The 23,540-nt window shown below is 46.7% G+C and carries 21 protein-coding genes and 1 tRNA gene; 15 read left to right on the forward strand and 7 right to left on the reverse strand.

The features are described from left to right. Positions 1-73 precede the first annotated feature (73 nt). The gene (locus tag ACYVUU_RS04240) at positions 74-1,009 is read right to left on the reverse strand and encodes a LysR substrate-binding domain-containing protein (protein ID WP_484500044.1); all 936 of its coding nucleotides are present in this window, start codon (positions 1,007-1,009) and stop codon (positions 74-76) included. 368 nt (positions 1,010-1,377) lie between these two features. Between ACYVUU_RS04240 and ACYVUU_RS04245 the strand changes: the two genes are divergently transcribed. Continuing rightward, a complete protein-coding gene (locus ACYVUU_RS04245) occupies positions 1,378-2,283 on the forward strand; it encodes a LysR family transcriptional regulator (RefSeq protein WP_484500045.1) in 906 nt (301 codons plus the stop codon). On the opposite strand, the gene ACYVUU_RS04250 is transcribed toward ACYVUU_RS04245, so the two are convergent. Then, entirely contained in the window at positions 2,269-2,937 is a 669-nt protein-coding gene (locus tag ACYVUU_RS04250; RefSeq protein ID WP_484500046.1) for a hypothetical protein, read from the reverse strand. The genes ACYVUU_RS04245 and ACYVUU_RS04250 overlap by 15 nt on opposite strands. A 196-nt stretch (positions 2,938-3,133) precedes the next feature. Between ACYVUU_RS04250 and ACYVUU_RS04255 the strand changes: the two genes are divergently transcribed. Genes ACYVUU_RS04255 through ACYVUU_RS04265 form a run of 3 tightly spaced genes read left to right on the forward strand, consistent with a single transcriptional unit; the run spans position 3,134 to position 6,632 of the window. Then, complete coding sequence (locus ACYVUU_RS04255) at positions 3,134-5,569, forward strand: hypothetical protein (protein WP_484500047.1); 2,436 nt, start codon at positions 3,134-3,136, stop codon at positions 5,567-5,569. A 21-nt stretch (positions 5,570-5,590) separates the two neighbouring features. After that, positions 5,591-5,992: a hypothetical protein gene (locus ACYVUU_RS04260; RefSeq protein WP_439775681.1), complete on the forward strand. Its 402-nt coding sequence runs from the start codon at positions 5,591-5,593 to the stop codon at positions 5,990-5,992. Between the two features lie 16 nt (positions 5,993-6,008). Continuing rightward, entirely contained in the window at positions 6,009-6,632 is a 624-nt protein-coding gene (locus ACYVUU_RS04265) for a hypothetical protein (RefSeq protein ID WP_484500048.1), read from the forward strand. Between the two features lie 44 nt (positions 6,633-6,676). Here the strand turns inward: ACYVUU_RS04265 and ACYVUU_RS04270 are convergent, their stop codons facing one another. Both ACYVUU_RS04270 and ACYVUU_RS04275 read right to left on the reverse strand, forming a co-directional pair. Next, positions 6,677-7,582 (reverse strand): LysR family transcriptional regulator, encoded by a 906-nt coding sequence (locus tag ACYVUU_RS04270; RefSeq protein ID WP_484500050.1) that lies wholly within the window; start codon positions 7,580-7,582, stop codon positions 6,677-6,679. Between the two features lie 18 nt (positions 7,583-7,600). Then, positions 7,601-8,506 carry a LysR family transcriptional regulator gene (locus ACYVUU_RS04275; protein WP_484500052.1) on the reverse strand — a complete coding sequence of 302 codons (906 nt, stop codon included), beginning with the start codon at positions 8,504-8,506 and terminating at the stop codon, positions 7,601-7,603. A gap of 568 nt (positions 8,507-9,074) precedes the next feature. On the opposite strand from ACYVUU_RS04275, the gene ACYVUU_RS04280 reads away from it, so the two are divergent. The 5 genes from ACYVUU_RS04280 to ACYVUU_RS04300 all read left to right on the forward strand — a co-directional run bounded on the left by ACYVUU_RS04280 (position 9,075) and on the right by ACYVUU_RS04300 (position 13,541). Then, the gene (locus tag ACYVUU_RS04280) at positions 9,075-10,301 is read left to right on the forward strand and encodes an argininosuccinate synthase (protein WP_484500053.1); all 1,227 of its coding nucleotides are present in this window, start codon (positions 9,075-9,077) and stop codon (positions 10,299-10,301) included. Between the two features lie 35 nt (positions 10,302-10,336). Next, positions 10,337-11,719 (forward strand): argininosuccinate lyase, encoded by a 1,383-nt coding sequence (argH, locus tag ACYVUU_RS04285; RefSeq protein ID WP_484500054.1) that lies wholly within the window; start codon positions 10,337-10,339, stop codon positions 11,717-11,719. A 143-nt stretch (positions 11,720-11,862) separates the two neighbouring features. Continuing rightward, entirely contained in the window at positions 11,863-12,861 is a 999-nt protein-coding gene (locus ACYVUU_RS04290; RefSeq protein WP_484500055.1) for an AraC family transcriptional regulator, read from the forward strand. Positions 12,862-12,978: 117 nt separating this feature from the next. Then, positions 12,979-13,164, forward strand: a complete 186-nt coding sequence (locus ACYVUU_RS04295; RefSeq protein ID WP_484499210.1) for a hypothetical protein — start codon at positions 12,979-12,981, stop codon at positions 13,162-13,164. A gap of 32 nt (positions 13,165-13,196) precedes the next feature. After that, the gene (locus ACYVUU_RS04300) at positions 13,197-13,541 is read left to right on the forward strand and encodes a hypothetical protein (protein ID WP_484500056.1); all 345 of its coding nucleotides are present in this window, start codon (positions 13,197-13,199) and stop codon (positions 13,539-13,541) included. Between the two features lie 307 nt (positions 13,542-13,848). On the opposite strand, the gene ACYVUU_RS04305 is transcribed toward ACYVUU_RS04300, so the two are convergent. Beyond that, positions 13,849-14,073, reverse strand: coding sequence for a helix-turn-helix domain-containing protein (locus ACYVUU_RS04305; RefSeq protein WP_484500057.1), 225 nt, complete (start codon positions 14,071-14,073; stop codon positions 13,849-13,851). A 392-nt stretch (positions 14,074-14,465) separates the two neighbouring features. Between ACYVUU_RS04305 and ACYVUU_RS04310 the strand changes: the two genes are divergently transcribed. Next, positions 14,466-14,624, forward strand: coding sequence for a hypothetical protein (locus ACYVUU_RS04310; protein ID WP_484499207.1), 159 nt, complete (start codon positions 14,466-14,468; stop codon positions 14,622-14,624). 735 nt (positions 14,625-15,359) lie between these two features. On the opposite strand, the gene ACYVUU_RS04315 is transcribed toward ACYVUU_RS04310, so the two are convergent. Further along, the gene (locus ACYVUU_RS04315) at positions 15,360-15,500 is read right to left on the reverse strand and encodes a hypothetical protein (RefSeq protein ID WP_484500058.1); all 141 of its coding nucleotides are present in this window, start codon (positions 15,498-15,500) and stop codon (positions 15,360-15,362) included. 150 nt (positions 15,501-15,650) lie between these two features. Next, positions 15,651-15,739 (reverse strand) — tRNA-Ser (locus ACYVUU_RS04320). Between the two features lie 105 nt (positions 15,740-15,844). Here ACYVUU_RS04320 and ACYVUU_RS04325 point away from each other — a divergent pair. From ACYVUU_RS04325 to cas9, 5 genes are all read left to right on the forward strand, one after another. Further along, positions 15,845-16,027, forward strand: a complete 183-nt coding sequence (locus ACYVUU_RS04325; protein ID WP_484500059.1) for a hypothetical protein — start codon at positions 15,845-15,847, stop codon at positions 16,025-16,027. 420 nt (positions 16,028-16,447) lie between these two features. Beyond that, complete coding sequence (locus ACYVUU_RS04330; protein WP_484500060.1) at positions 16,448-17,056, forward strand: GTP pyrophosphokinase; 609 nt, start codon at positions 16,448-16,450, stop codon at positions 17,054-17,056. A gap of 4 nt (positions 17,057-17,060) precedes the next feature. Then, positions 17,061-17,729 carry a response regulator transcription factor gene (locus ACYVUU_RS04335; RefSeq protein ID WP_484500061.1) on the forward strand — a complete coding sequence of 223 codons (669 nt, stop codon included), beginning with the start codon at positions 17,061-17,063 and terminating at the stop codon, positions 17,727-17,729. 2 nt (positions 17,730-17,731) lie between these two features. Beyond that, positions 17,732-18,991 (forward strand): sensor histidine kinase, encoded by a 1,260-nt coding sequence (locus tag ACYVUU_RS04340; protein ID WP_484499201.1) that lies wholly within the window; start codon positions 17,732-17,734, stop codon positions 18,989-18,991. A gap of 151 nt (positions 18,992-19,142) precedes the next feature. Beyond that, on the forward strand, positions 19,143-23,405 hold the full coding sequence (gene cas9, locus ACYVUU_RS04345) for a type II CRISPR RNA-guided endonuclease Cas9 (protein WP_484500062.1): 4,263 nt from the start codon (positions 19,143-19,145) through the stop codon (positions 23,403-23,405). Positions 23,406-23,540 lie beyond the last annotated feature (135 nt).

The following is a 23,540-nucleotide window of genomic DNA, read 5'->3' on the forward strand; positions in this document are numbered from 1 at the left end:
ATAGTTGAATAACAATAAAAAAGGCGAGCCGGCTGGCTCGTCTTTTTTTCTGTTTATTTCCAAAATTCTGCTCTTATTCCTTGATCAGCTTCCGCTTAACCAGGTCTTCCTTCATCAGCTTGGTCATGACCTGGGCAACTTCCTTGGCCCGGTCGTTGGAATCCATGTGGATGGTCAAACCGTTGTCAGACTGGATCAAAGTGCGTGGCAGTTCAACCTGGTTGTACTTGAGGTCTGGGTCCAGGTCCGGCAGCATGTATTCCAAAGTTGCCGTCCAGCCCAAACCGCCGACTGCCATCTGCAGGGCGACTTCGTAGTCGTTGACCTTGATGCTCTTGTTGACAGATAGGTTCTGGTCTTCAAGCAAGTGGTCAACCGTCTTTTGGAAGCCGGAGTCATCGCTCAAGGAAACCATCTTTTCTTCACTGAGGTCCATCAAAAGCTGCTGGCTGAACGGAACATCCCGCTTGCCTTCTTGGTAAAGCTTGCTGGTTTCAGGGATGATCAGGAAGATCCTCGGCTGGAAGAGGAAGAAGTTCTTCAGGTTTTCCCCCCGCAGAAGCGGACCTAAGTATATGTCAACCATCCGGTTGTCGATCAAGCGCTTGGCTGAGTTGATGGAGAAGGTCTTGATCAGTTCAAAGCGGGTGGTTTCAAATTGCTTCTGCAAAACAGGGATAATCTTCCCGCTTTCGCCTGGGGCCCAGATTGGGGAGAAACCGATCTTGATGTAGGACTGTTCTTCTTCAGTGAAGCGGCGCAGGTCCTGTTCGATCTTCATCTGGTCGCTGTGCAGCTTGGCCAAGCCGTCGCAAAGGGTCCGGCCGGCTTCGGTCAGTTCGATTGGCAGGGTTCTTCTTTCCAGCAGAACGACATTGTATTTCTTTTCTGCCTTGCTCAGAACCTGGCTCACGTATGGCTGGCTAAGGAAAAGCTTCTTAGCGATATCGCTGACCGTCTGGCAGTCTTCAGCAGTTGTCAAGATTTGGTAAAGTACGTCTTGTTTCATCTTAATGCTCTCTTTTAAGTGAATGAATTTACAAAATTAATTTTACAATACGATTATTATAGCGCCTTTTTCCTATTAGTCAACGCCAATCATGCTTACTCAATTTTGACATAATATTCGGCGAAATTCAAATAATTACCGCTGATTTTTTGGCTAAATGCGACTTTTCCGTTCAAGAAAGAGGAATGAAAGCGGTATAGGAATTATAAATCATATGTTTCCGAACTTATGTTGAAGGTTTTTAGCAGGAAATTTTTGCGAAAAAGTTCAAAAATTGCTAAAAATCCATTTAAAAAATGCTAAAAACTTGCTAAAAACTAAAATTTTAGCAAAAATAGGAGCTGAGACTTATTGATGAGGAAAAAGACATGAACTTTCAACACTTGGAATACTTCAACGAGCTGGCTGAGACCCAGTATATGGCCCAGGCGGCGGAAAAATTAGGGATCTCCCAGCCAACCTTGAGCTACGCGGTCAAGAAACTGGAAGAGGAACTGGGCGTCCCTCTTTTTGAAAGAGAAGGCCGCAACATCCGCTTGACCGTCTACGGCAAGGTCTTCAAAGAGTACAGTGAAGCCGGAGTCCAGCAGATCAAGGAAGGCCGGCGGCAATTAGCCGAGATGGCTTTGGGCGAAAGCGGAAAGCTGTCAATCGGGGTCGCCGAAATCGTTGCCCACCAGTTCATTACAGATGTGATCAAGGAATACCGGCAGGTCAATCCGGAATACCGGGTCGATTTCAACTTGAAGCGGGACGTGACCGGCAAGCTTTTGGACATGCTGCAAAGCGGGGAACTGGACCTGGCCATTGTTACCACCCGGCCAGGAGAAAAGATCGCTGGCTTTGACTTAGTGCCAATGATGCACAGAAGGCTGGAGCTGCTTTTACCGGCTGGCCATGAACTGGCCAAGCAGAAGTCAGTCAGCTTGAAGCAGATTGAGAACTATCCCTACCTGGCTTTTGGTGAAGAACATGCTTTGGCTGGGATCATCGCTGATGTTTTTGCCAAAAACGACATTCATCCCCAAATCAGCAGCGTAACTGATGACGTGCGGACCTTGGTTGACTTGGTAACCATTGGCGAAGGGGTGGCCCTTTTGCCTAAGTCCAAGTATCATGAGGCGGCTGGTGCGGTCACCGTTCCAGTGACGGAAGATACATCGTATACCATCAGCCTGGCCAGCCGAAACTTGGCCCAAGAGCCGAAGGTGGCCCAGAAGATGGCCACTTTTATCGTGGAATTTTGCCAAGGACATGATTTAACGCGTGCTTAATTCACTAGCGGCCTGGTCATACTTGTCTTTGGCGCGGCTGACCTGCTTTTTGTATTGGGCCAGGGTTAAGCCGTTGATGCTGACGACGGCGTTGTAGTAGGCCAGTTCAGTCTTTTGGACAGCTTGGTAGCTGGCATATTTGACTTTGGCATTTTTATACTGATACTGCTTGAGCAAGGCCAGAAGGTCGGCCTGCTTGAGCAGTTTTTTCTTGCTCTCTGCCAGCTTGCTCTTTTCGTCCTTAAAGGCCTGGCTGACGGCTTTAGACGGGGAGACAGTAGTTTTCTCGCTCTTGCCCTTTTTCTTTTGCTGATTTGCCTTTAAGGCATCCTGCCAGGCAGTAGTTACGCTGGAGGCAGCTTCATCAATGCTTTTGGCGATACTAGTGCTGTTTTGCCGGAACTTTTCCCCGGTTTGTTGGTAATTCTTTTGCTTAAGGGCGATGGCTGCCTGCCTTTTCTCCTGGATTACGATTTGCTTGTGCCGGGCGCCAAAGCCGATCAGCATGATGAACAAGGCGCCGACCATGAAGAAGTCGCAGACAAAGCGCAGGCGCGGCTGGCTGGTGATGAGGCCAAAGAGCCAGATCAAGGCAAAGAGAATGAAGATCCCGCAGCCAATCCAGCCCAGGATAAAGTATTGGGAGATGGTCATTATTTTTCCTCTTTTCAACTATTTTCTCTTTTCATGATAAACTATTTTTTCCCGCCCGGCTTTCTTTTGGCAAAAATCCGCAGATTCTTGCCAGCAAAGCGGGTAAACGCTGCCGAAAACGGGCCGGATAGTGCTATAATCTTGTTAAAGGTCTGCAATATGGCAGGCAAAAAGTCATGAATGGGAAATAAGACAGATGGCAAGGATTATTGATACTCAGCGAAAGTTACTGATCCAGCACGGCTTGCTGGAAGACATCAAGGAAGCAGGAGAGGAATACGGGACTTTGACGGCCGCCCTGGCTGCTCCTGACTGGACCCTGCTGGACCGGGAAGTTACCGGGTTATTTGAGCAGGCAGACCTTTGCCTGCTTTTTGGGGATGAGGAAGTTCCCGAACTCGCCGCGGCAAGCGAACTGTCCCGTCTCTTTCCGCTTTTAGCTGGCGACTGTCCGGACTTAAAGGAAAAACTGCTTAACGGCAAGTTGGCTGTTAAGTTTTTACCAGAGAAAGAGAGCAGCTTTTTCTTGCTGACTGGGAAAGACAAGTACCGCTTCTACTGGGGGCAGGGGGCGACTTATGCCTTAAGCAGCGGGGAAAAGACCGGGGATGACTGGGCCATGGTCCAGCAGCTGGTCAAAGAGCTGATGGCCAAGGCCAGTGATATTTTAAACAAGGAGATCTACCAAGGCTATCTGGACCAAGAAGAAGACAAGCGGTCCCAGTACCTGCTGGAAGTCAGCGGCTTGGCAGACAAAATGGCGACAGCGCCTTTAAAGGACTTCAAAGAAGCAACCCGGCTGGGGCAATTAGCCCAAAGCCAGGCAGGCGTGTCCTTTAAGAAGACGGCCAAGCTTCTGCGCTTTAAGAGCGGGATTGACAAGCAGGATTTGACTGGCGAAAAGATCCTGGCTGACGAGGAATTAAGCAAGCGCCTCAGCCAGATTGTCTTTGGCGAGGGCAACGAAAATGGCGAAGCCATTGTTTTGCCAGATGAGAAGGCCCACTACCCGCGCCCGCTTTACCTGCAAGACCCGGTAACTGGGACGATTTTGGAGAAGCCGGCGATTGACTCCTACCAAGAAGAGCCAGTGGCCGTCCAGAAGCCGACCCGGCAGGATGTGTCAGCGATTTTTGACATTATCCGCTTCTACCGGGACCGCAAGCAGGACAATGAATCCCAGGCCGCCTTCTCCTTCTTGATGTATGTCCTGGAAAGCGGCAGCATCTGGAAGATCCGCCAGGCGATCGATGAAAGAAACGGGATCGTGGAAGATGTCCCAATCGTGGCCGGCCTGGTCGGGCAGGGGGAAACTGGCAAGTCGACTCTGCTTAAGATTGCCTCCAACTTGACCATCGGCAACACCAAGGAAATCGTCCAGGCCAGTTCAGAAGACAAGCTCTTCGGGATGACGGCAGCCGTCAGAAAGAAGCTGCTGGCCGGAAAGAGCTTGAGCAAGCAGGACCGGGTCAGCGCCTACAGCTCCAACCCTAAGGTCATCAACAAGAATATTTGGAACTTTACCGACCACTACATGGATGAAGACCAGGTCATCACTCCGATCTGCATCGATGACCCGGAAGTGTCCCTCTTTTCTTCCAGCGCGGCCCAGAGCTTTTTGAAAAAGCGGAGCAACCGGCATGGCGAGAAACTGGCGGTGGAACCGGTAGCCATTTTCAGCATGAACAGCAAGGGCAAGGACATCGAGCTTTTGACTGAAGTTGGCCGGCGGGGTTACGTGATCAGCCAGGGCAACCAGTTCCGCAAGAAGACGGACGCGGACATTCACTTTTTTGAATATCTGGACGGCAATACCGACAACCATGGTCACTGGCTGAACAACACCCTCTTTCTTTACCTGACCCGGCAGATCGACCGCTGGCTGGATGAAATGGACGATGAAGACTACTTGCAGCTCAAGCGGGACTTCCTCTACCCAGTCAAGCATGCCTTCTGGCAGTTGGTTGAAGAATACGGCCTGGTCAACACGGAAACCAAGTACTACTTCAACATGAAGAACTACAATATCGTTGAAGACCTCGGCCGGCGGAACTGGAGCATTCTTTTGCACGATGAGGCAACTTTGCGGGAAATCACCTTTACCCGGGACAATCCGGAATGCATGATTCCGGCCCGGGTCTTCCCAAACAAGGGGGCTGACATCAACCGCTACTTCGCCTACCTGCCGGCTTCAGCTGAGATCTGCAAGACTTTTGACAGCCAGGGACTGACGGTCAAGATGGCCAACATGGACCTCTGGCAGGGCAACCACTTGCTGGTCGAGCGCTATGAGAAGGAGACCGGGATCGCGGCTGAGCGCTTTGAAATGGAAAAGGCCAGAGCTGCCGCGGAAGTCCAGGGGCAGAGAATGGGCGAAAATATCGCTCCATACCTCAAGAAGAACGCGGAAATGATGGACCGGATGATGAAGGTCACCGAGCAAAATGCCCAGCTTTTGGCTGAAAAAGAAGCCCAGGCTGAAAAGCAGCAGCAGGCGGAAGCTGAGAAGAAGGAGCAGGCGGATAAAATTCAGCAGCTGCAGGATGAGCTGGCCCAGGCCAAGGAGGCAGCTGAAGCCGCCAAGAGCGAGGAAAAGAAGCCGCGGGGTTTCTTCGACCGCTTTTTCAAGTAATTTTTTAGAAAGAAGAATAAGATGACCGACACGCAAAGCATGATTGCCGTACAAGAAAAAGACAATACCGTTTCCAGCCTGGTCTTGGACCATGACGGGGACTTGGAAATTGCCGGCCGGATTCTGGAGGAAAACTACCAGGACTATGAGCAAGTTTTGGCTCTGGTCAATTTGGGCGATTTAAAGAGCCTGGGAAAGACGGCGGCGACCAGCAGGGCTTATTACCGGGACGAGCATGAAGACCAATTGGTCTTGGAAAATTACGCGGACACGGAAGTTTTTGACCGGGCAACTGAAGAGCAGGGGGATTACCTGGCTTGCTGCTTCTTGTATTGCAAGTATGAAGGCGACTTCCAGTGGCTGGTCAGAGATTTTTCCACGGGCGACAAGCGCTTTAAGCCGCTGAAGGAAGCTCTGGCTTAAGAAAAGAGGGACGGCAATGACGGACTTGGCCCAGTTAGGCGGGGATGAACTAAAGCAGATTTTGGACGAGAAGCGGAGAAGCCGCTGGCAGATCGTTTTTGGGGCCCTCTTGACCGACACGGCGGCCGAAAACGCGGCAGTTCCCAGAAAAGAGATGCCAACCTTGATCAAGCTGAAGGCCTACCAGACCAAGCTGATCCGCCAGTATGATGAGGACATCAAGCTCCTCCAGGAGGAATTTGCTGACCGGGGCCAGGAAGTGCCAAGGCAGGCTTTAATTTGGAAGAAGAACTACTTTTTCCCTCTGGCGCCGACTCCCCTTGACCACTGTCTCAGCTTGGAAGAATGGAGCGAGCAGACCGGTCTGCCCCTGGCAGCTTTGGCTCACAGCCTGGTCTTCATGGGGGTTAAAGAGCGGGCCTATAATCTGCGGGCCAGCGCCCTCTATGACCCGGCTGACCTGGCCTTTTTAAAGAAAGTAGCGCCCGGCAGTCTGGCGGCTAAGGGCTTGACCAAGGCGGCCTGGGTGAAATTGACCGGGGTCAGTCTGGGCAGATTGGACAAGTGGCTGGGCTCAGACAATACGGGCGACTGGCTGGCCTGGGACCTGGCCTTGACCGCCAAGGAAAATTTAAAATAGCATGCAAAAAGGCTAGAAGCGGAGACTGCTTCTAGCCTTTTAATTTAAGCCAGTTCGTGCATAGCCGGCAATTTGTCTGTTTCCAGCCAGTCATAGAAATCCTGGCTGGCGGCGGACATGGTGTGTTCTTTAATGGCCGTGCCGTAGCTGATTTCATTTTTGCCGGAAAGAGGAACGACTGTTAAGTCCTTGATCTGCTTAGGCAAAAGGAAGTTGGGCAGGATGCCGATGCCTAGACCCGCCCGGATGCTGAGCATGGCGGCATTGATGGAGTTGGCGGAAGTTACCTTGAGGTGGGGAAGCTCCTGCCAGAGGATTTTTTGCAAAGAATACTGGCCAGGGGTGCAAATATTGTCATTTAAAAAGATGACTCTTTGGCTGTTCAAGTCACTGTGCTTGACCGACCCGCGAGTAGCAAAATCATAGTCTTTTTGGAAAACAGCGCAGTACTTGCCAGTCAAAAGCGGCTTGAACTTGATCTTGGCGCCAGAACCCAAGGAGTCCTGGTTTAAGAAAATGATGTCCAAGGCGCCTTCGTTTAAAAGGCCAACCAGGTCCCGGTAATTGTGGCTTTCGATTTCAAACTGGACCTTTGGGTTAGCAGCCTGGTAGGCCCCAATGCTTTTGGCCAGGGCAAAGATCTCGTAAGGGGAGTTGCTGATGCCAACCGTGATCTTGTCCTTAAATTGCGCATTTAAGCTTTCCAGCTGTCTTAAAGCCTCCACGTAATTGTGGTGAACAGGGCGGATGTCTTCATAGAAGGCCTTGCCGACCGGGGTCAAGGAGACCTTCTTTCTGGTCCGGTAGAAAAGGTCGGCCCCGATATAGCGCTCCATCGAAGAAATAGTCTGGGAGACTGCCGACTGGGAGACCCCCATGTTCATGGCTGTCCCGGAGAAGCTCAAGGTTTCAGCCAGGTTGATAAAAATTGCCAAGTGTTCTGTGTTCATTGTTTTCTTTCCAGCTCCTTACTTTGCGACAGGGTGGGTGGCCGGCAGCCCTCGCTCTTTGACCCAGGCGATAAAGTCGGCGGCCGGTGATTTCCGGTCCTTTAAAGTGACCAAGCCGATTTCGTCAGTAACTTCTTTTTCCAAAGGGAAAAGCTCCAGCTGGTCGTCGCTGGGGTCAACGACAAAGTCGGCGCAGATGCCGATGCCCAGGCCAGCGGAAATCATCTGGGTGTAGTCAGCCATGTTGTTGGCCACGGCATAGTCCAGGCTGGCCAGGTCCCGGCTTAAAGCATTCTGCAGGGAATTCTGCTTGGGCAGGCACCAGCTGTTATCAAGGAAGATCAAGCGCTCTTTGGACAAGTCCTTCAAAGTAACAGGTGAATTGCCAATATAGCCGTAGCTCTTGCTGCAGACGGCGTAAAAGCGGCCTTCCAGCAGATTGTCGTAAGTAAGGGTGACGCCGGAGTCGATTGATTCGGGTCTGGTCAAGATTACGTCGCAAAAGCCCTGCTTTAAGCGGGCGACCATAGTCCTGTGGTCGTAATTTTCCAAGAAGATCTTGACCTCAGGCCTGACCTTCCTGTATTCCTGGATCAACTCGCCAATGACATAGCGGTCATAGCCGGACCCGGCAAAGCCGATGGTGAGCATGGTATTGACCGACTGGGCTACTTCCCGGGCGTGGGTGACGGCCTTGTTGAACTGGGTGATGACCGGCTGCATCCCCTGGTAAAAGAGCTCACCGGCCGGGGTTAAATTGACTTCTTTGCGGCTGCGGTAGAAGAGCTTGACATTTAGATAGCGCTCTAATGAAGAAATTGACTGGGAAACAGCCGACTGGGTAATATTCATGTTTTGGGCAGTCCGCGAGAAATTCAAGCTTTCCGCCAAATCAAGGAAAATTTTGATTTTATCGGTATTCATGGATAGTATTAGTCTTTCTGATTAATTTTGCTAGTTCGCTTTATGAGCACAGAATACCCCATTATTTAGCTCAAGTCAAAGAATCAGCAAAAAAATTGATCAATTATACTAAAAATATTATCAATTCTGGACAAAGGCGATAAGGGCGGGCTTTTGCATGAAAACAGCAAGCGCTTCATGTAGATTTTTGCAGAAAAATACAAAAAAAGTTTGTAAAAAGGTCTTGCATAATATGAGAGACCTGTTAGAATTAATTTCAACAAGTTAAGCGAAGGAAGTAGTACCTGCTCCCCTGACTCTTCAAGCGAGTTTCGTAGTTGAGAGGAAACAGAGCCAGCGCGGGGAACGCAGCCGGGAATATGACCGAGAAGCGGCCATCGTTTGATTCGCGTTAAGAATCAAGAGGGTCCAGCCGGATTTGGCTGGGAATTTAAGGTGGTACCGCGAGCAAGTCGTCCTTTTGCAATTAGCAAAAGGGCGGCTTTTTTTGCTAGAAAAGGTGATAAAAATGAGGCGCATTAACGAGTCAGATTAAAAGCAAGTTAGAATTTTACAGGAGAGAATATTAATGAACATCGACAAGAGCAAGATCAAGAAAATCGTATTGGCATACAGCGGCGGCTTGGACACTTCCGTAATCATTCCCTGGCTGAAGGAAAATTACAACAATCCGGAAATCATCGCGGTTTCCGCCAACGTCGGCCAGGGAGATGAACTGGAAGGCCTGGAAGAAAAGGCCAAGAACTCCGGGGCAGCTAAATTGGTTGTGGCCAACTTGGAAGAAGAGTATGTCAACGATTATCTGCTGCCATGTCTGAAGGCTGACGCCAAGTACGAAGGCTACCTGCTGGGGACGGCCAACGCCCGGCCTTTGATCGCCAAGGCTTTGGCGGAAGTAGCTATTAAGGAAGGGGCTGACGCGATTGCCCACGGGGCAACCGGTAAAGGCAACGACCAGGTGCGTTTTGAATTAGGGATCAAGCACTTTGCCCCGGACATGCCGATCATTGCTCCTTGGCGGGAATGGGACCTGGTCTCAAGAGAAGATGAAATCGACTACGCCGCCGCTCACCATGTTCCTTTGCGGATCAGCAAGGAAACCAACTATTCTAAGGACAAGAACCTCTGGCACTTAAGCCATGAAGGGCTGGACCTGGAAGACCCAAGTCTTGAGCCAACTTATGAAAAGCCGGGCTTTTTGGAAATGGGCGTGTCACCGCTTGACGCCCCGGACAAGCCAACTTACCTGCAGCTGGACTTTGAAAAAGGCGTGCCGGTTGCTTTAAACGGGCAGGAAATGCCTTTGATGGAAATGCTGGAGAAGCTGAACAAGGTCGGCGGGGAAAATGGGATTGGCCTTTTGGACTTGGTTGAAAACCGTTTGGTCGGGATGAAGTCAAGAGGGGTTTATGAAACTCCAGGCGGCAGCATTCTCTACTTTGCCCATGAATACCTGGAAACCATCACCCTGGACAAGCAGGTTCAGCACAAGAAGTCAGAACTGGCGATTACTTACGGGGAACTGGTTTACGACGGGCAATGGTTCACTCCATTAAGAGAAGCACTGGCTGCTTTTGTCGACAAGACCCAGGAGTGCGTGACCGGGACGGTCAAATTGAAGCTCTACAAGGGCAATATCATCAAGGCCGGGGTAACTTCGCCAAACAGCCTTTATTCAACTGAGCTGGCAACTTTTGACGAATCCGACTACGACCAGGCGGAAGCTGCAGGCTTTATCAACCTCTTCGGTCTGCCGATCCAGGTGCAAGCAAAGCTGGACGCTAAGAAGAAGTAAGACGGGACAAGTTTTTTAGATTAGGTGATTGTGATATGAAAAAGATGTGGGCCGGCAGAACTTCCGGTAAGACTGACCAGATCGCGGACGACTTCAATTCATCGATCCGTTTTGACCAAAGAATGTATCCAGAAGATATTGCCGGCTCCATTGCCCATGCCAAGATGCTGGCCAAGCAGGGGATTATTCCTAAAGAAGCAAGTGAGAAAATTATTGCCGGCCTGGAGGGCATCTTAGCTGACTTAAATAGCGGCAAGCTGGAAATTGACCCGGCCGCTGAAGACATTCATATGTTTATCGAAGAAACCTTGACTGACCGGATTGGCCAAGACGGGAAGATGCTGCACACGGCCCGGTCAAGAAACGACCAGGTGGCCCTGGATATCCGCTTGTATATGCGGGAAGAAAACGGGCAGATCAAGCAGCTCTTAAAAGACTTGGTAGCGGCTCTTTGCGACCAGGCGGAAAAGTACAAGTCCAGCCTCATGCCGGGCTACACCCACCTGCAGCGGGCCCAGCCGGTCACTTTTGGCCACCAGTTGATGGCTTATGCCTACATGTTTATGCGGGATCTGGACCGGTTGGGGCAGATGGAAGAGCGGATGAACTATTCGCCGATCGGCAGCTGCGCTTTGGCCGGGACGACTTACCCGATCGACCGGGTTTATGAGGCGGAACTTTTGGGCTTTAAGGCTCCGGTAGCCAATAGTTTAGATGGGGTAAGTGACCGAGACCACGTGGTTGAAGACTTAAGCGACCTGGCGCTGGTGATGATGCACCTGTCCCGCTTAAGTGAAGAGCTGATCTTGTGGTCATCTTGGGAATTCCACTTTGTCCGCCTGGCGGATGCTTATACGACTGGCTCTTCCATCATGCCGCAGAAGAAAAATCCTGACATGGCCGAACTGGCCCGGGGGAAGACCGGCCGGGTCTACGGGGATTTGATGGCAATTTTGACGACCTTGAAGGGACTGCCCCTGGCCTATAACAAGGACATGCAGGAAGACAAGGAGGCCTTGTTTGACGCCATCGACAATGTTGAGCTGTGTCTGGAGACTTTTATTCCGATGATTAAGACCCTGGAGGCTAATGAGAAGGCCATGCACCAGGCGGCGCAGAAGGGCTTTATCAACGCGACGGACTTGGCGGACTATCTGACCAAGAAGGGGATGCCGTTTAGAGATGCCTACCATATTTCCGGACAATTGGTGGCCTTGTGCATTGACCAGGACACGGTACTGGAAGACTTGCCTCTTGCAACTTACAAGGGCTATAGCGACTTGTTTGATGAAGACTTGTACCAGGCAATTGACCTGCATAACTGCCTGGCTAAGCGGACTTCTTTGGGCGGACCGACGCCGGATTCAGTCCAAAAGCAGGTTGATGAGGTCAGAGGCAAGCTGGCCGAAGAAAATTAGGATTAATCGCTTTTAAGCCAGGACAGGGTTGTCCTGGCTTTTTGGCATCTTCTGCTTTGAAAATGGCGTCTTTTGCTCTTCTAACTTTTGCCTTGGCCGGCTATACTAGGTGTATCATTAAACGAACTAGGAAGGTAAAAACAATGAACCACTTTATTTTAGACGGCCGCTATGAGGATTTATTGGAACATTACGGGATTGACGTGGCCGCGGCTTTAAAGAAGGCGGACTTGCCGGAAATTTTGTTTAAGAAAAAGCACCCTGCTATGACGGAAGCAGAATACTACGACTTTATGGGAGCAGTCGGGGATATGGCGAGAGATCCGTATTTGCCGGTCAAGATTGCCAGTGCCAGTCAGATTGAATCCTTCTCCCCGCCAATTTTTGCAGCTTATTGCAGCAGAAACGGGCAGGTTTTTATCAAGCGGTTAGCACAATACAAGAAATTAATCGGGCCGATGACCTTCAATGTGACGGAAGGCGAAAATAATCTGTCGATTGAACTGAAGACGAGCAGTGAAGAGTACAAGTTGCCGGAATTCGTGATTTTGTCAGAATTTGCCTTCTTGGTTGCCATGTTGCGGCGGGCCAGCCAGGAAGAGATCAAGCCGGTTGAAGTAGAGCTGGCGATTCCCTTGCCGAAAAATGAGGGGGTAAAGGAATTTTTTGCCTGCCCGATTAAGGAAGAGGCAGAAAACAAGATCACTTTTGCCAAGCAGGATTTGGAGCTGCCGTTTATTTCCTACAATCAGGCCATGTGGGACTACTTTGAACCAGAGATGAACAAGCGTCTGGCGGCTTTGACGGTGGACGACTCAGTCAGCGCCCAGGTGAGAAGCGCTTTGACGGAACTTTTGCCAAGCGGGGAGTTCACGATTAACGACGTGGCGAAAAAATTGGGCTATTCCAAACGGACCTTGCAAAGAAAATTGAGCGCGGAGAAAACGAATTTTCAAAAGCAATTAAATTCAACCAGGGAAATTCTGGCCCTGCACTACCTGCGCAATACTGACATGACGACTAATGACATTGCCTACCTTTTGGGCTACCAGGAACTGAATTCCTTCCTGCGGGCTTTTACCATTTGGAAGGGCGTCAGCGTCAGCGAATACAAGAAGCAGATCGCGGAAGAAGAAAATTAGAACAGACGCAAAAGGCGGACCAGGCGGTAAGGCTTGATCCGCTTTTTTAGGTAGAGGAAGTGGGCAGGGAGATGGTATAATTTGGAGGAAGTAAGCGCATAATTAGGAGGTAATGGAATGGCTAGAGTAAGCGAAGCGCAAAAGAGAGCAAATAAGAAGTGGGATGAGGCAAACAAGGAGCGGAAGGCCTATATTACTAAGCGGTCAGCGGCGAAAAACTTTATTTTGAAGCTGGCAACCGCGGAAGATTTGGAGCTCATGGAAGAATATATTGTTGAGCGCAGAAAGATGCTTGAGGAGTAAGGGGAATTTAAAGTAGGAAGGAGATAGGGCATATGAAATTGATCGTTTATAAATTATCTGGTGAAATTGACTATGAAGGTGAGTTCATAATCAATAGAACCCCGCTTGGCCAAAAAGTGAGGGTGACCACGAGCGATGGAGAAGTGTATGTCGGTTTCTGGAATACTCCGGCTTTGCATGGAGAGTTACCGGATGTGATTGAAGTTCTTCGATATGACTTGGATGAGTCTACGGCAAAGCTGAGAAGCAATAATGATACTATTGATTCTGTGCCGTTAGATAAAATTGTCAAGATAGAGGCTATTTTGTACAGCAACCCTCGTTGGGGAGGAATTCCAACAAATAAGTTTGTTGTGGGACGCGGCCGGCCTCTTTAAGTTTGTAGAAGGAATGTGGTGATGTTAGGATGAAAGAAGATCCATTGGATACTGAGCAGGATGATAAAGATGAGAAATCTGGTTGTGATGGATATTGTTTATCGTCCTCTTAGTGGCAGTTCTTTGGTTTGTGAAATGGTTCCTTGACCGCTATGGGGACTTAATAATAGGACTAATAGTACTGTCTATAATTGGAATATTTGATATGATTCATTCGATATTTATTAAATGTTGAGGAGTTAAAAAAGCCGCTTAGAGACCTTCTAAGCGACTTTTTACATAGAAAAGTAAATGAGAATTGTGGATATTACTTTGAATTAGCCTTATCTATTTCAATCAGATCATCAAGAACTTGCCCTGGCGTTTTGCCTAGGGCTTTAGCGACTGCACTAATGACTTTGACGGTTTGTCCGGACAAGGGTTTAGTATCTTTAACGGCGTTGGCTAAGGTTGTATTAGCAATCCCAGTTTGTTTAGCTACTTGGTAGCGAGTGATGTTATTTTGAGCGAGATATTCTTGCAGTGCATTCATTTGATTTATTCCTTCTTGTCAGTATTTGTTATTCAACAGTTTCTGTGGCACGTTTTTTAACTTCTGCGGCTTTCTTTGTAAAAAGACCAGATATATATCGTGGGTAATCCAGAGGATTACGAAGGCAGCCTCCACTCCCACATTCTAAGAATATAATAACGCAGAAGTTATTATATCGCGATAGGAAATAATGGGGTGTAGAGGATTATTGCTAAGATTAGCGTGCTCTTTGTCAGGGGAAAATGAAAATAAGGATAACCGTTTAAAAAATGATGTGTTATAGTCATAATAAGAGATAAATAAAAATACGAAAGGAGGGAGCTATGATTAAGGGTGAACTATTCAAGTAACCTGCTTGGATGGCACTGACTGTAATCATAGCAGATGTGTACATGAACATTGATGTAGTTGCAGCAATAATTTTTGCAATCCTTGGTATCAGCTGGTTGTACTACTACGCGCGCTTGAAGCGGGCAGAAAAAGTCAGCAGGAAGCTGGAAGAACAATTAAGGCAGAGGGATGCAGGAAACCAGGTTGCTAGAAATCTTTGAGCGGAACAGGGTTGTGTAAGATTTTTTCTCTAAAAAATGGTTAGATGTTTTGTAGAAAGTATTGGCAGGTTTACTATGACAAGCAAAGAAGAAAAATATAAAAAGATTACCAAGATCGCTGTCGTTGTGGGTGCAATCTTATGGATAATCGACGGAGTACTTTGGCTCTGTTTCGACTAAGCAAGGCTGGGGTAAATGAAATGCCAAGAGCCTTTAAGAGAAAGGTATCCCTTTTATTCTCCGTGTTGGCAATTATCATTAACATTTTGACGTGGGTGGTAAAATAATATGACATCGGAAGCACAAGCCAGGGCTAACGCCAAGTGGAAAGAGAAAAATAAAGATAGGCAGCGCATCTATCGGTACAGATCCCAAGCCCGAAAGTTCATTAGGGACCTGGCAGATAAGGATGACTTGCTAGAACTTCAGCAGATGCTTGAAGAGCGGTTGAAAGAATTGTAATGCCAGTTATTTTTGATTTACATAACGTCTCCTTTTAGCGACCAAATTCAATCCCTTAACTTAATGACATTGGTCAATATCGACGACTAATGTTCGGTGAGACGTTAGCATGAAAAGAAAAAAGTGGGAATAGATGAGTTGTGCTATCATTTCTCCAATTTAGCTTATCTGGAAAATAATCAACAAGCTATTTTAAAAAGTCAGCTCGCGAAAGCATGGCAAGTGGATAGATTAAAAAAGGGCAGTGAGCGTGTGTACTCACTGCCTTATTAATTAATTTTGCTGGTCGAGTTCAATCAAGTCATCTAAAACCGCGCCAGGTGTTTTGCCCAAGGCTTTTGCGACTGCACTAATGACTTTGACGGTTTGCCCGGACAGGGGCTTGCTGTCGGCGGTTGCGTGAGATAAGGTCATTTGCGGAAGTCCAGACAGTTTAGAGACTTGATACTTTGTGACATTGTTTTGATCCAGATATTTCTGTAAGACATTCATTTTTCAGCCCTTCAAAATAACAAAAGCCACCAAGAAAACGTTCACGGTGGCCTCAAACTGATTATCCTATTAAGGAGAGTACAGGATTTGAACCTGCGCGCCAATTCAACATTGGTTCGGCGGATTTCGAGTCCGCTGCATTACCGCTCTGCCAACTCTCCAGAACATCTATTATTATACTGTAAAGTTAAGCAAAGTAAAAGAGCAGGGAAAGAAATTCGCGGAAAAATCAGGTATACACGAGAAACAGAAATGAGGTGATTAACATGGATGATGATAAAAAAGATCAAATTAAGTCATTCGTTGAATTTGTACTTTTCGTTGTTATAGTTTTTGCCTTCGGGTGCTGGCTCACCTCGATCTTTATAGATTATTTTGGCTATATTATCATTGGTGGCTTCGTTTGCGGGATACTTGTTATCGGTGACCTATTTAGCCACTTTCTTTAATATAGCAAAGTAAATTCCTTATTCAAGCGTTGGCTATACTAGATGGTGCTGTCCTTTGGGCACTGTTGACGCGTATTCCCCACGTAAGTAAAGGGGGAAATTGACGAGAGGTAGTCTCTAATGAAAAAGTATCTACATGAACATCGTGGGGATATTATTGCATGGATTGTTACAGTTATTTGTGTTTCCATTTTTGTTGATAAATTTGGCTGGATAATTAAGAATGCTGTTTTAGCCTTTTTTATTTTGGCTTTGATCATAGCTCTCTCAATTTTGGACCTTTTTTTCATGATATATTGCTCTCGAGTCTAGATAATAGATATCCCCACCTATGCCGGGATGATCATAAGTTTCCCTTAAAGCACAAGCAAATTTCAAGGATCTTTGGTAGAGTAGAAGTAATAGAGAAGGAGTGGTGAAATGAGCATCTACGGAAAGTACGCCGACTATCTTCCACAGATCCTGGATTCTGTTTTGCAGCAAATCCAAGGCATCGGTCAGGAATATAGTGCAAAACACAGCCAAAAACTATACGAGCACTTGGAGGGCCGCGTCAAAGGCGAAGAAAGCATGACGCAAAAGTGCGAGAGAAAAGGTTTGCCGCTAACGCCAGAGTCTGCATTGATCGAAAATAGAGATTCGATCGGCCTCAGGATCGTCTGCAACTTTATTGACGATATCTACACTTGTATCGCTTTGCTGAAGAAGCAGGACAACTTCAAGATTATTAATGAAAAAGACTACATTACCGATGCAAAGCCAAACGGCTACCGGTCATACCACCTGATCATGGAAGTAGTCACTCCCTTTGAAGACGTCCACGGCAATAAGCCTGGCACCTACTACGTTGAAATCCAGCTGCGGACAATTGCCATGGACACCTGGGCCAGTCTTGAACACGAAATGAAGTACAAGCATGACATCAAGAATCCTGAACGCATCAGTAAGGAACTCAAGCGGGTTGCTGACGAACTGGCATCTTGCGATGTAAGCATGCAAACAATCCGCCAACTGATTAAGGAAGGGTAATTTCATGAAAATTCTTTTAGCTGAAGACGAAGCACAATTAAACAGAGTTTTGACGGTCGCCATGCAAAAAAGCGGCTATGATGTCGACTCAGTTTTTAACGGCCAGAAAGCCGTCGATGCTGTCAAAAAACATCCCTACGACGTCATCATCATGGACATCATGATGCCCGTCAAAAATGGCCTGGACGCGGTCAAGGAAATCCGCGCAACCGGTGACAAGACCTACATTATGATGCTGACCGCCAAGTCTGAAATCGACGACAAGGTAACTGGCTTGGATGTTGGTGCTGACGACTACTTGACTAAGCCATTCTCCTTAAAGGAACTGCTGGCCCGCCTGCGGTCAAAAGAGCGCCGAAGCGAGGACTACAACAGCACTCAAGAACTGAACTACGACAACCTCAAACTGGACCTTAACTCCCAGGAGCTGTCCAGCAACAACTCCATCAGCCTGTCCAAGCAGGAAACTGGTTTGATGCGCTACTTCTTGCTCAACCCTGGCAAGGCCATCAGTACGGAAGAGCTGTTCAACCACGTTTGGAAAAATGAAGATGAAAGTGAAGACGTCGTTTGGGTATACGTCTCCTTCCTTCGGTCCAAGTTGGCCTCAATCGGGGCCAATGTCCAGATTTCCGGCGAAAAGGGCGGGGACTTCTGCCTTGAGAGGGCCTGAAGATGATTAAAAAGGTTAGGCGCCGCTTCATGTGGGTGGCCACTCTTTCGCTTTTCTTAGTCATGATCGTTTCCTTTGCCAGTTTGATTGGCATCAGCATCTTTGAATCAAGCCATGAAGCTGATCAGGTTTTGTCTATCATTGTCAAAAACAACGGCCGGCTGGATGTGGTACAGGCCAAAAAGAAGCTTGGCGATCAGTACAATAGGGAAGGGATGTTCAAATACCGCTACTTCACGGCTAACGTCAATACGAAAAAACAGACTTTGACCGTAATTGACGCGGATCATATTATTGGCAATTCGATTGACTCAGTTTCAAATCGAAAGAATCAAATTGCCAGGCGCTTGAAGTCAGGCCAGCTGAAAGGGACGGTCCGTACTAAAGGGCTGCGTTTCCGCTATTTGGCCAAAAAAATCTCCGCCAATAAATACTATATCTGTTTCATTGACATGAGCCCGCTGATGCAGTCAGCCCTATTGCTGGTGAGATATGCCTTGATCTTCACCTTCGGCGGGATTTTGGTTTTTGTTGTTGTTATGGCGCTTTTAGCCGATCGGGCGATTGAGCCAATCAAGGATGCTTACGATCGGCAACGGCGCTTTATCACCAATGCCGGGCACGAACTGAAGACGCCATTGGCTGTAATTAGTGCTAACGCTGAAATGGAAGAACTGCTTGGCAACGATGATGAATGGAATGAAAGCACCAAAGAACAGGTGGTGCGGATGACCGGACTAATCAACCAGCTGATCACTCTGACCAGAATGAGTGAGCCGGAAGAACTTGTTTTGTCAAAGGTCAACTTTTCAGAGATTGCCAAGGAATCAGCGGATTCGTTTAAGTCGGTCTTGGCTAAAGACAATAAGAAATATGTCATCAGCATTGATCCAGACCTTTATGTCAATGCTGAGCAACGCAGCCTGCTGGAACTGGTCAATATTTTGATCGATAACGCCCAGAAGTATTGCGATCCTAAAGGCGAGGTCATGGTTATTCTGGCTAAGAGCCGGCTTAACCAAAACGCGGTTTTAACGGTCACCAATTCATATAAGAATGGGGCTGGAATTGATACCAACCGCTTCTTTGAACGTTTTTACCGGGAAGACGAATCCCACCATTACGATGGGAAGCAGAAGAATGGTTTTGGGATTGGTTTGTCCATGGCCCAAGACCTGGTTTCGGCCTTTGGCGGCAAAATTAATGCCAGCTGGTCGGATGGCGTGATGAACTTCACGGTAACTTTCAAACGGGTTCACTAAGAGCACTCCCTCGCGGAGTGCTTTTTTGCTGCAGTGTTTTTTGGGCTAAATTTCGAATTAGTTAGGAAAGAGGTTGTAGTTAATAGTATAATTTGAATGTAACCGCTATGTTAAGATGCGAGAGAATGAGAAAAAGAGGGGAAAAGGAAAAATGGCTAAGCCAAAAGATTATACGATCGGCCTTGATATTGGTACTAATTCGGTTGGCTGGGTTGTAACTGATGACCAAAACAATATTCTGCGAATTAAGGGTAAGAAAGCAATCGGTGCTCGTTTATTTGCAGAAGGAAATGTGGCAGCAGAAAGAAGAGGCTATAGAACGACTAGACGTCGGCTTTCAAGAAGAAGATGGCGGATTAAGCTGTTGGAAGAGCTCTTTGATGAAGAAATTGCCAAGGTAGACCCGAGTTTTTTCGCAAGATTGCACGAATCTTGGATTTCACCTAAAGACAAGAGAAAGCGCTACTCAGCAATTGTCTTTCCAAGTCCAGAAGAAGACAAAAAGTTCCATGAGGCATACCCGACGATTTATCATTTGCGCGATAAGTTGATGAAGGATGATCAGAAACATGACATCCGGGAAATCTACATTGCCGTACACCAAATGATCAAAGCTCGTGGTAATTTCTTGCACGATGAATCCGTAGAAACTTATCGCTCAGGGATGAGTTCATTGGGTGGTCGAAGCGAAAGAACCATTTTGAGCGTTCAAACTCTTGAAGAGCTGAATGAACTCTTTGCTGAAAATGAAGGCACCGAGGAAGTCGAATTGAATGTTGCTTCAGCTGAGCAAATTAATGAGATCCTCACTGGTGGCCATTTGAATTTGGATAGTCAAAAGGAGATTGCCGACCTCTTGTTGCCAAGCAGCTTCCCAAGTTTCGATGACAAAGCGAAGGAAAAGCAGGTCAAGAAGCTGATCAAAAATGTGGCAACGAATATTTCTAAAGCATGGTTGGGATATAAGTCAGACTTCTCAACTATTCTGAATATTTCCAATGTTGACAAGGATAAAAAGAAGACATTTGCTTTTGCTTTACAAGGCGGGGATGAAGAGGACAAAGTACAAGAATTGGAATCCCTGTTAGAGCAGAGTCAAACTGATATTGTGGATCGCCTTATTGTAATTCGGCATGCTATTGTTCTGAGTGAGATTGTTCCAGTTGGAATGACCCTGTCTGAAGCGATGATCGATAAGTATGATCAGCATAAAGAAGACTTAATTACTTTAAAGGCAGTTATTCGGAATATCAAGGACAAAAAGAATGCTGCCAAACTGCAAGCAATTTATGACTTGTATGTCAACAACCGCCATGCGGATTTGGCAAAAGCAATGAAGTTGACTGGAATTAAGAAGAGAAGCGAACTGCTTGATCCTGAGGAACTCAAGAAAGCAATTTCCAGTTTGTTGGATGACTCCCCAGAGGCTGTTGAGATTAAGCAAAGACTCGAAGAAAAGACCTTTTTGCCTTTGCAAAGATCAAACAACAATGGTGTAATTCCAAACCAGCTTCATCAAGTAGAACTTGATGAGATTATCAAGAAGCAGTGCAAGTACTACCCATTCTTGGCTGAGAAGAACCCAGATGAATCAGAAGAAGCCCTAAAGAAGGCACCAACTAAGTTGGATGCATTGTTGACTTTCCGCGTACCGTACTATGTGGGGCCGATGATTACTAAAGAAGAGCAGGAAGCACAGGACGGCCACAGCTTTGCTTGGATGGTTCGTAGAGATCCTCAAGACCATGAGGCGATTACTCCATGGAACTTCGAGAAAAAAGTTGATAAGATGGCTTCTGCTACTCAGTTTATTAAGCGTATGACAACAAAGGATACGTATTTACTCGGTGAAGACGTTATGCCAGCATCCAGCTTGAAGTACCAGTTGTTTACGGTCTTGAATGAGCTGAACAATATAAAGGTTAATGGTAAGAAGCTGACTAGTGAGGAAAAAGAACAAGTAATTGAAGGCTTGTTCAAGAAGCAGAAGACTGTCAAAAAGAGCAACTTCCTCAAATATTGGCAAGCAAGGCATATAGGTATGGACGTCACTGTAGAGGGCCTTTCTGATCCAGAGAAATTCAACTCGACGCTGTCAACTTACATTGATTTTAAGAAGATCTTCGGTGATAAGCTTAATGATGCAAATCGGCAAAATGATTTTGAAAAGATCATTGAGTATTCAACGATTTTTGAAGACCGTAAGATTCTTGAAGACAAGTTACGGGCTGATTTTGCTTGGCTGAACGAAGAACAGATTAAGCAACTTTGCCGTCTGCGCTTGCAAGGCTGGGGCCATTTGTCTGACAAATTGTTGACTCGTTTAACAGATGGGGATGGTCAGAACGTTCTTGAACGTCTTTGGAATAGCAATGATAATTTTGGTCAAATTGTCAGTGATCCATACATCAAGGCCAAGATTGAACAAGAAAACCAGAAGCTGTTGCGTGAGGGCCAGTCTGATGATGCAGTAGAAAGTATTTTGGATGATGCATATACATCTCCACAGAATAAGAAGGCTATCCGTCAAGTAATGCGCGTTGTTCATGATATTGTTAAAGCGTGTGACGGCAACGTACCATCGAAGTTTGCCATCGAATTTGCTCGCTCGCAAGAGGATGATCCAAAGAGAACTACTGCAAGAGTAAATCAAATGCAGAAGGTCTACGATCAAATTAGTGATGAAGTGGTCAGCCAGGGTGTTAGAGAGCAGCTTAGTGGGATGAAGTCACTTAAAGACCGCTACTACCTGTACTTTATGCAGGGCGGTAGGGATGCATATACTGGTGAGAGATTGAACATCGACCGGTTGTCAGATTACGACATTGACCACATTATGCCGCAGTCTTTCGTTAAAGATGATTCCTTAGACAACCGAGTTTTGGTCGCGAGAGCAGTAAACAATCAAAAGTCTGATAATGTTCCAGCAAAACTCTTTGGAAATAATGTAGTGCTTGATTTAGGAATTACCGTCAGAGAAATGTGGGGTAGATGGCAAAAGCTCGGTATGATTACCAAGAGAAAATTGAATAATCTTCTTACTGATCCGAAAGTTCTTAGTGAATATCGGGCTCAAGGCTTTATTCGTCGTCAATTGGTTGAAACCAGTCAGGTTATTAAACTGACGGCGACTATTTTGCAAAGTGAGTATCCAGACAGTAAGATTATTGAAGTTCCAGCGAAATACAACTCTATTGTCCGTAAGCAATTTGATTTGTATAAGAGTCGTGAAGTTAACGACTACCACCACGCTATTGATGCCTACTTAAGTACGATTGTTGGTAATTATCTCTACCAAGTTTATCCAAACTTGCGCAGAATGTTCGTCTACGGTGAGTTTAAGAAGTTTAGTTCTAATGCTGAAGAATCAGCCCATGATGTGGCTAGACGCGTTAAGTCAATGAACTTCTTGGATGATTTGCTTCGTGGTACGCATGGCGACAATATTTACTGCAGAAGTACTGGTGAAATTGTATTCAACAGGAACGATATTATCTCTAAGCTTAAGCAAGCATACTCTTTTAAGCAGATGCTGGTAACGCAGGAGGTCTTTACTAGAAAATCAGCCTTGTTTGATCAAACGGTTTACCCGTCACCAGAAAGAGACTCGAAGAAACGGTCTGGTTTAATTCCTAGAAAGAAAGGAATGGATACTGAGATCTACGGTGGGTACAGTGGTAATAAGGATGCCTACTTTGTCTTGGCAGAGGCTGTAAAAGACAAGGGGCATGCGCTGCAGATCGTCGGTGTTCCGATTCGCGCGTTAAACACTCTGAAGAATTCAACAAATTATTCTGAAAAGCTGTTAGAAATTATTAAGCCGCAGGTAATGTTTAACAAAAAGAACGGGAAACCTAAAAAAGGTGTTAACGGTGTCAGAATCTTAATGGACAATATTCCGTATCGCCAACCCGTTTTGGAAGGCGGAGCGCTGTATATGTTAGGGAGCTCTACTTATAAGTACAGCCTTAAGCAGATTACTCTGAGTCAAGAGTCAATGAAATATATTCTTGACTACATTGATGATCCTAGTTTCAATAAACATGTGATGGTAAATATTGATCACCAGGATGAAAAGAAGTGCTTGCTGTCAGTATATGATGAAATTTTGGATAAGATGGATAAGTATCTGTCATTATTTGACATTAATGGCTTCCGCAAGAAGCTTCATGACGGTAGAGAGAAGTTTGTCAGAATGTCTGCTGAAAATGAAGCAGAAGTAGTCAAGGATGTCTTGCGAGGTCTTCACGCAAATTCTGAGATGACAAAGCCGTCTGGATTAGGGTTAACTACTGCCTTGGGCTTTATGCAAGCACCAGATGGAATTAAGATTTCAGATGATGCTGTATTCATTTATCAATCACCAACTGGATTATTTGAAAGAAGAGTCAAGGCCTCTGATTTACTGAAATAGGAAACTGAGGAAAATGAAACAGGGAGCTACGCGGTTGGTGTAACTCCCTGTTTTGTTGCATAAAAAAAGCCCGCAATACGCGGGACAAATGTATAAACTCCGCTCCGAAGAGCTTTGCTTGATTTTAAATCAGGT

Source organism: Lactobacillus sp. WILCCON 0058 (assembly GCF_057198005.1).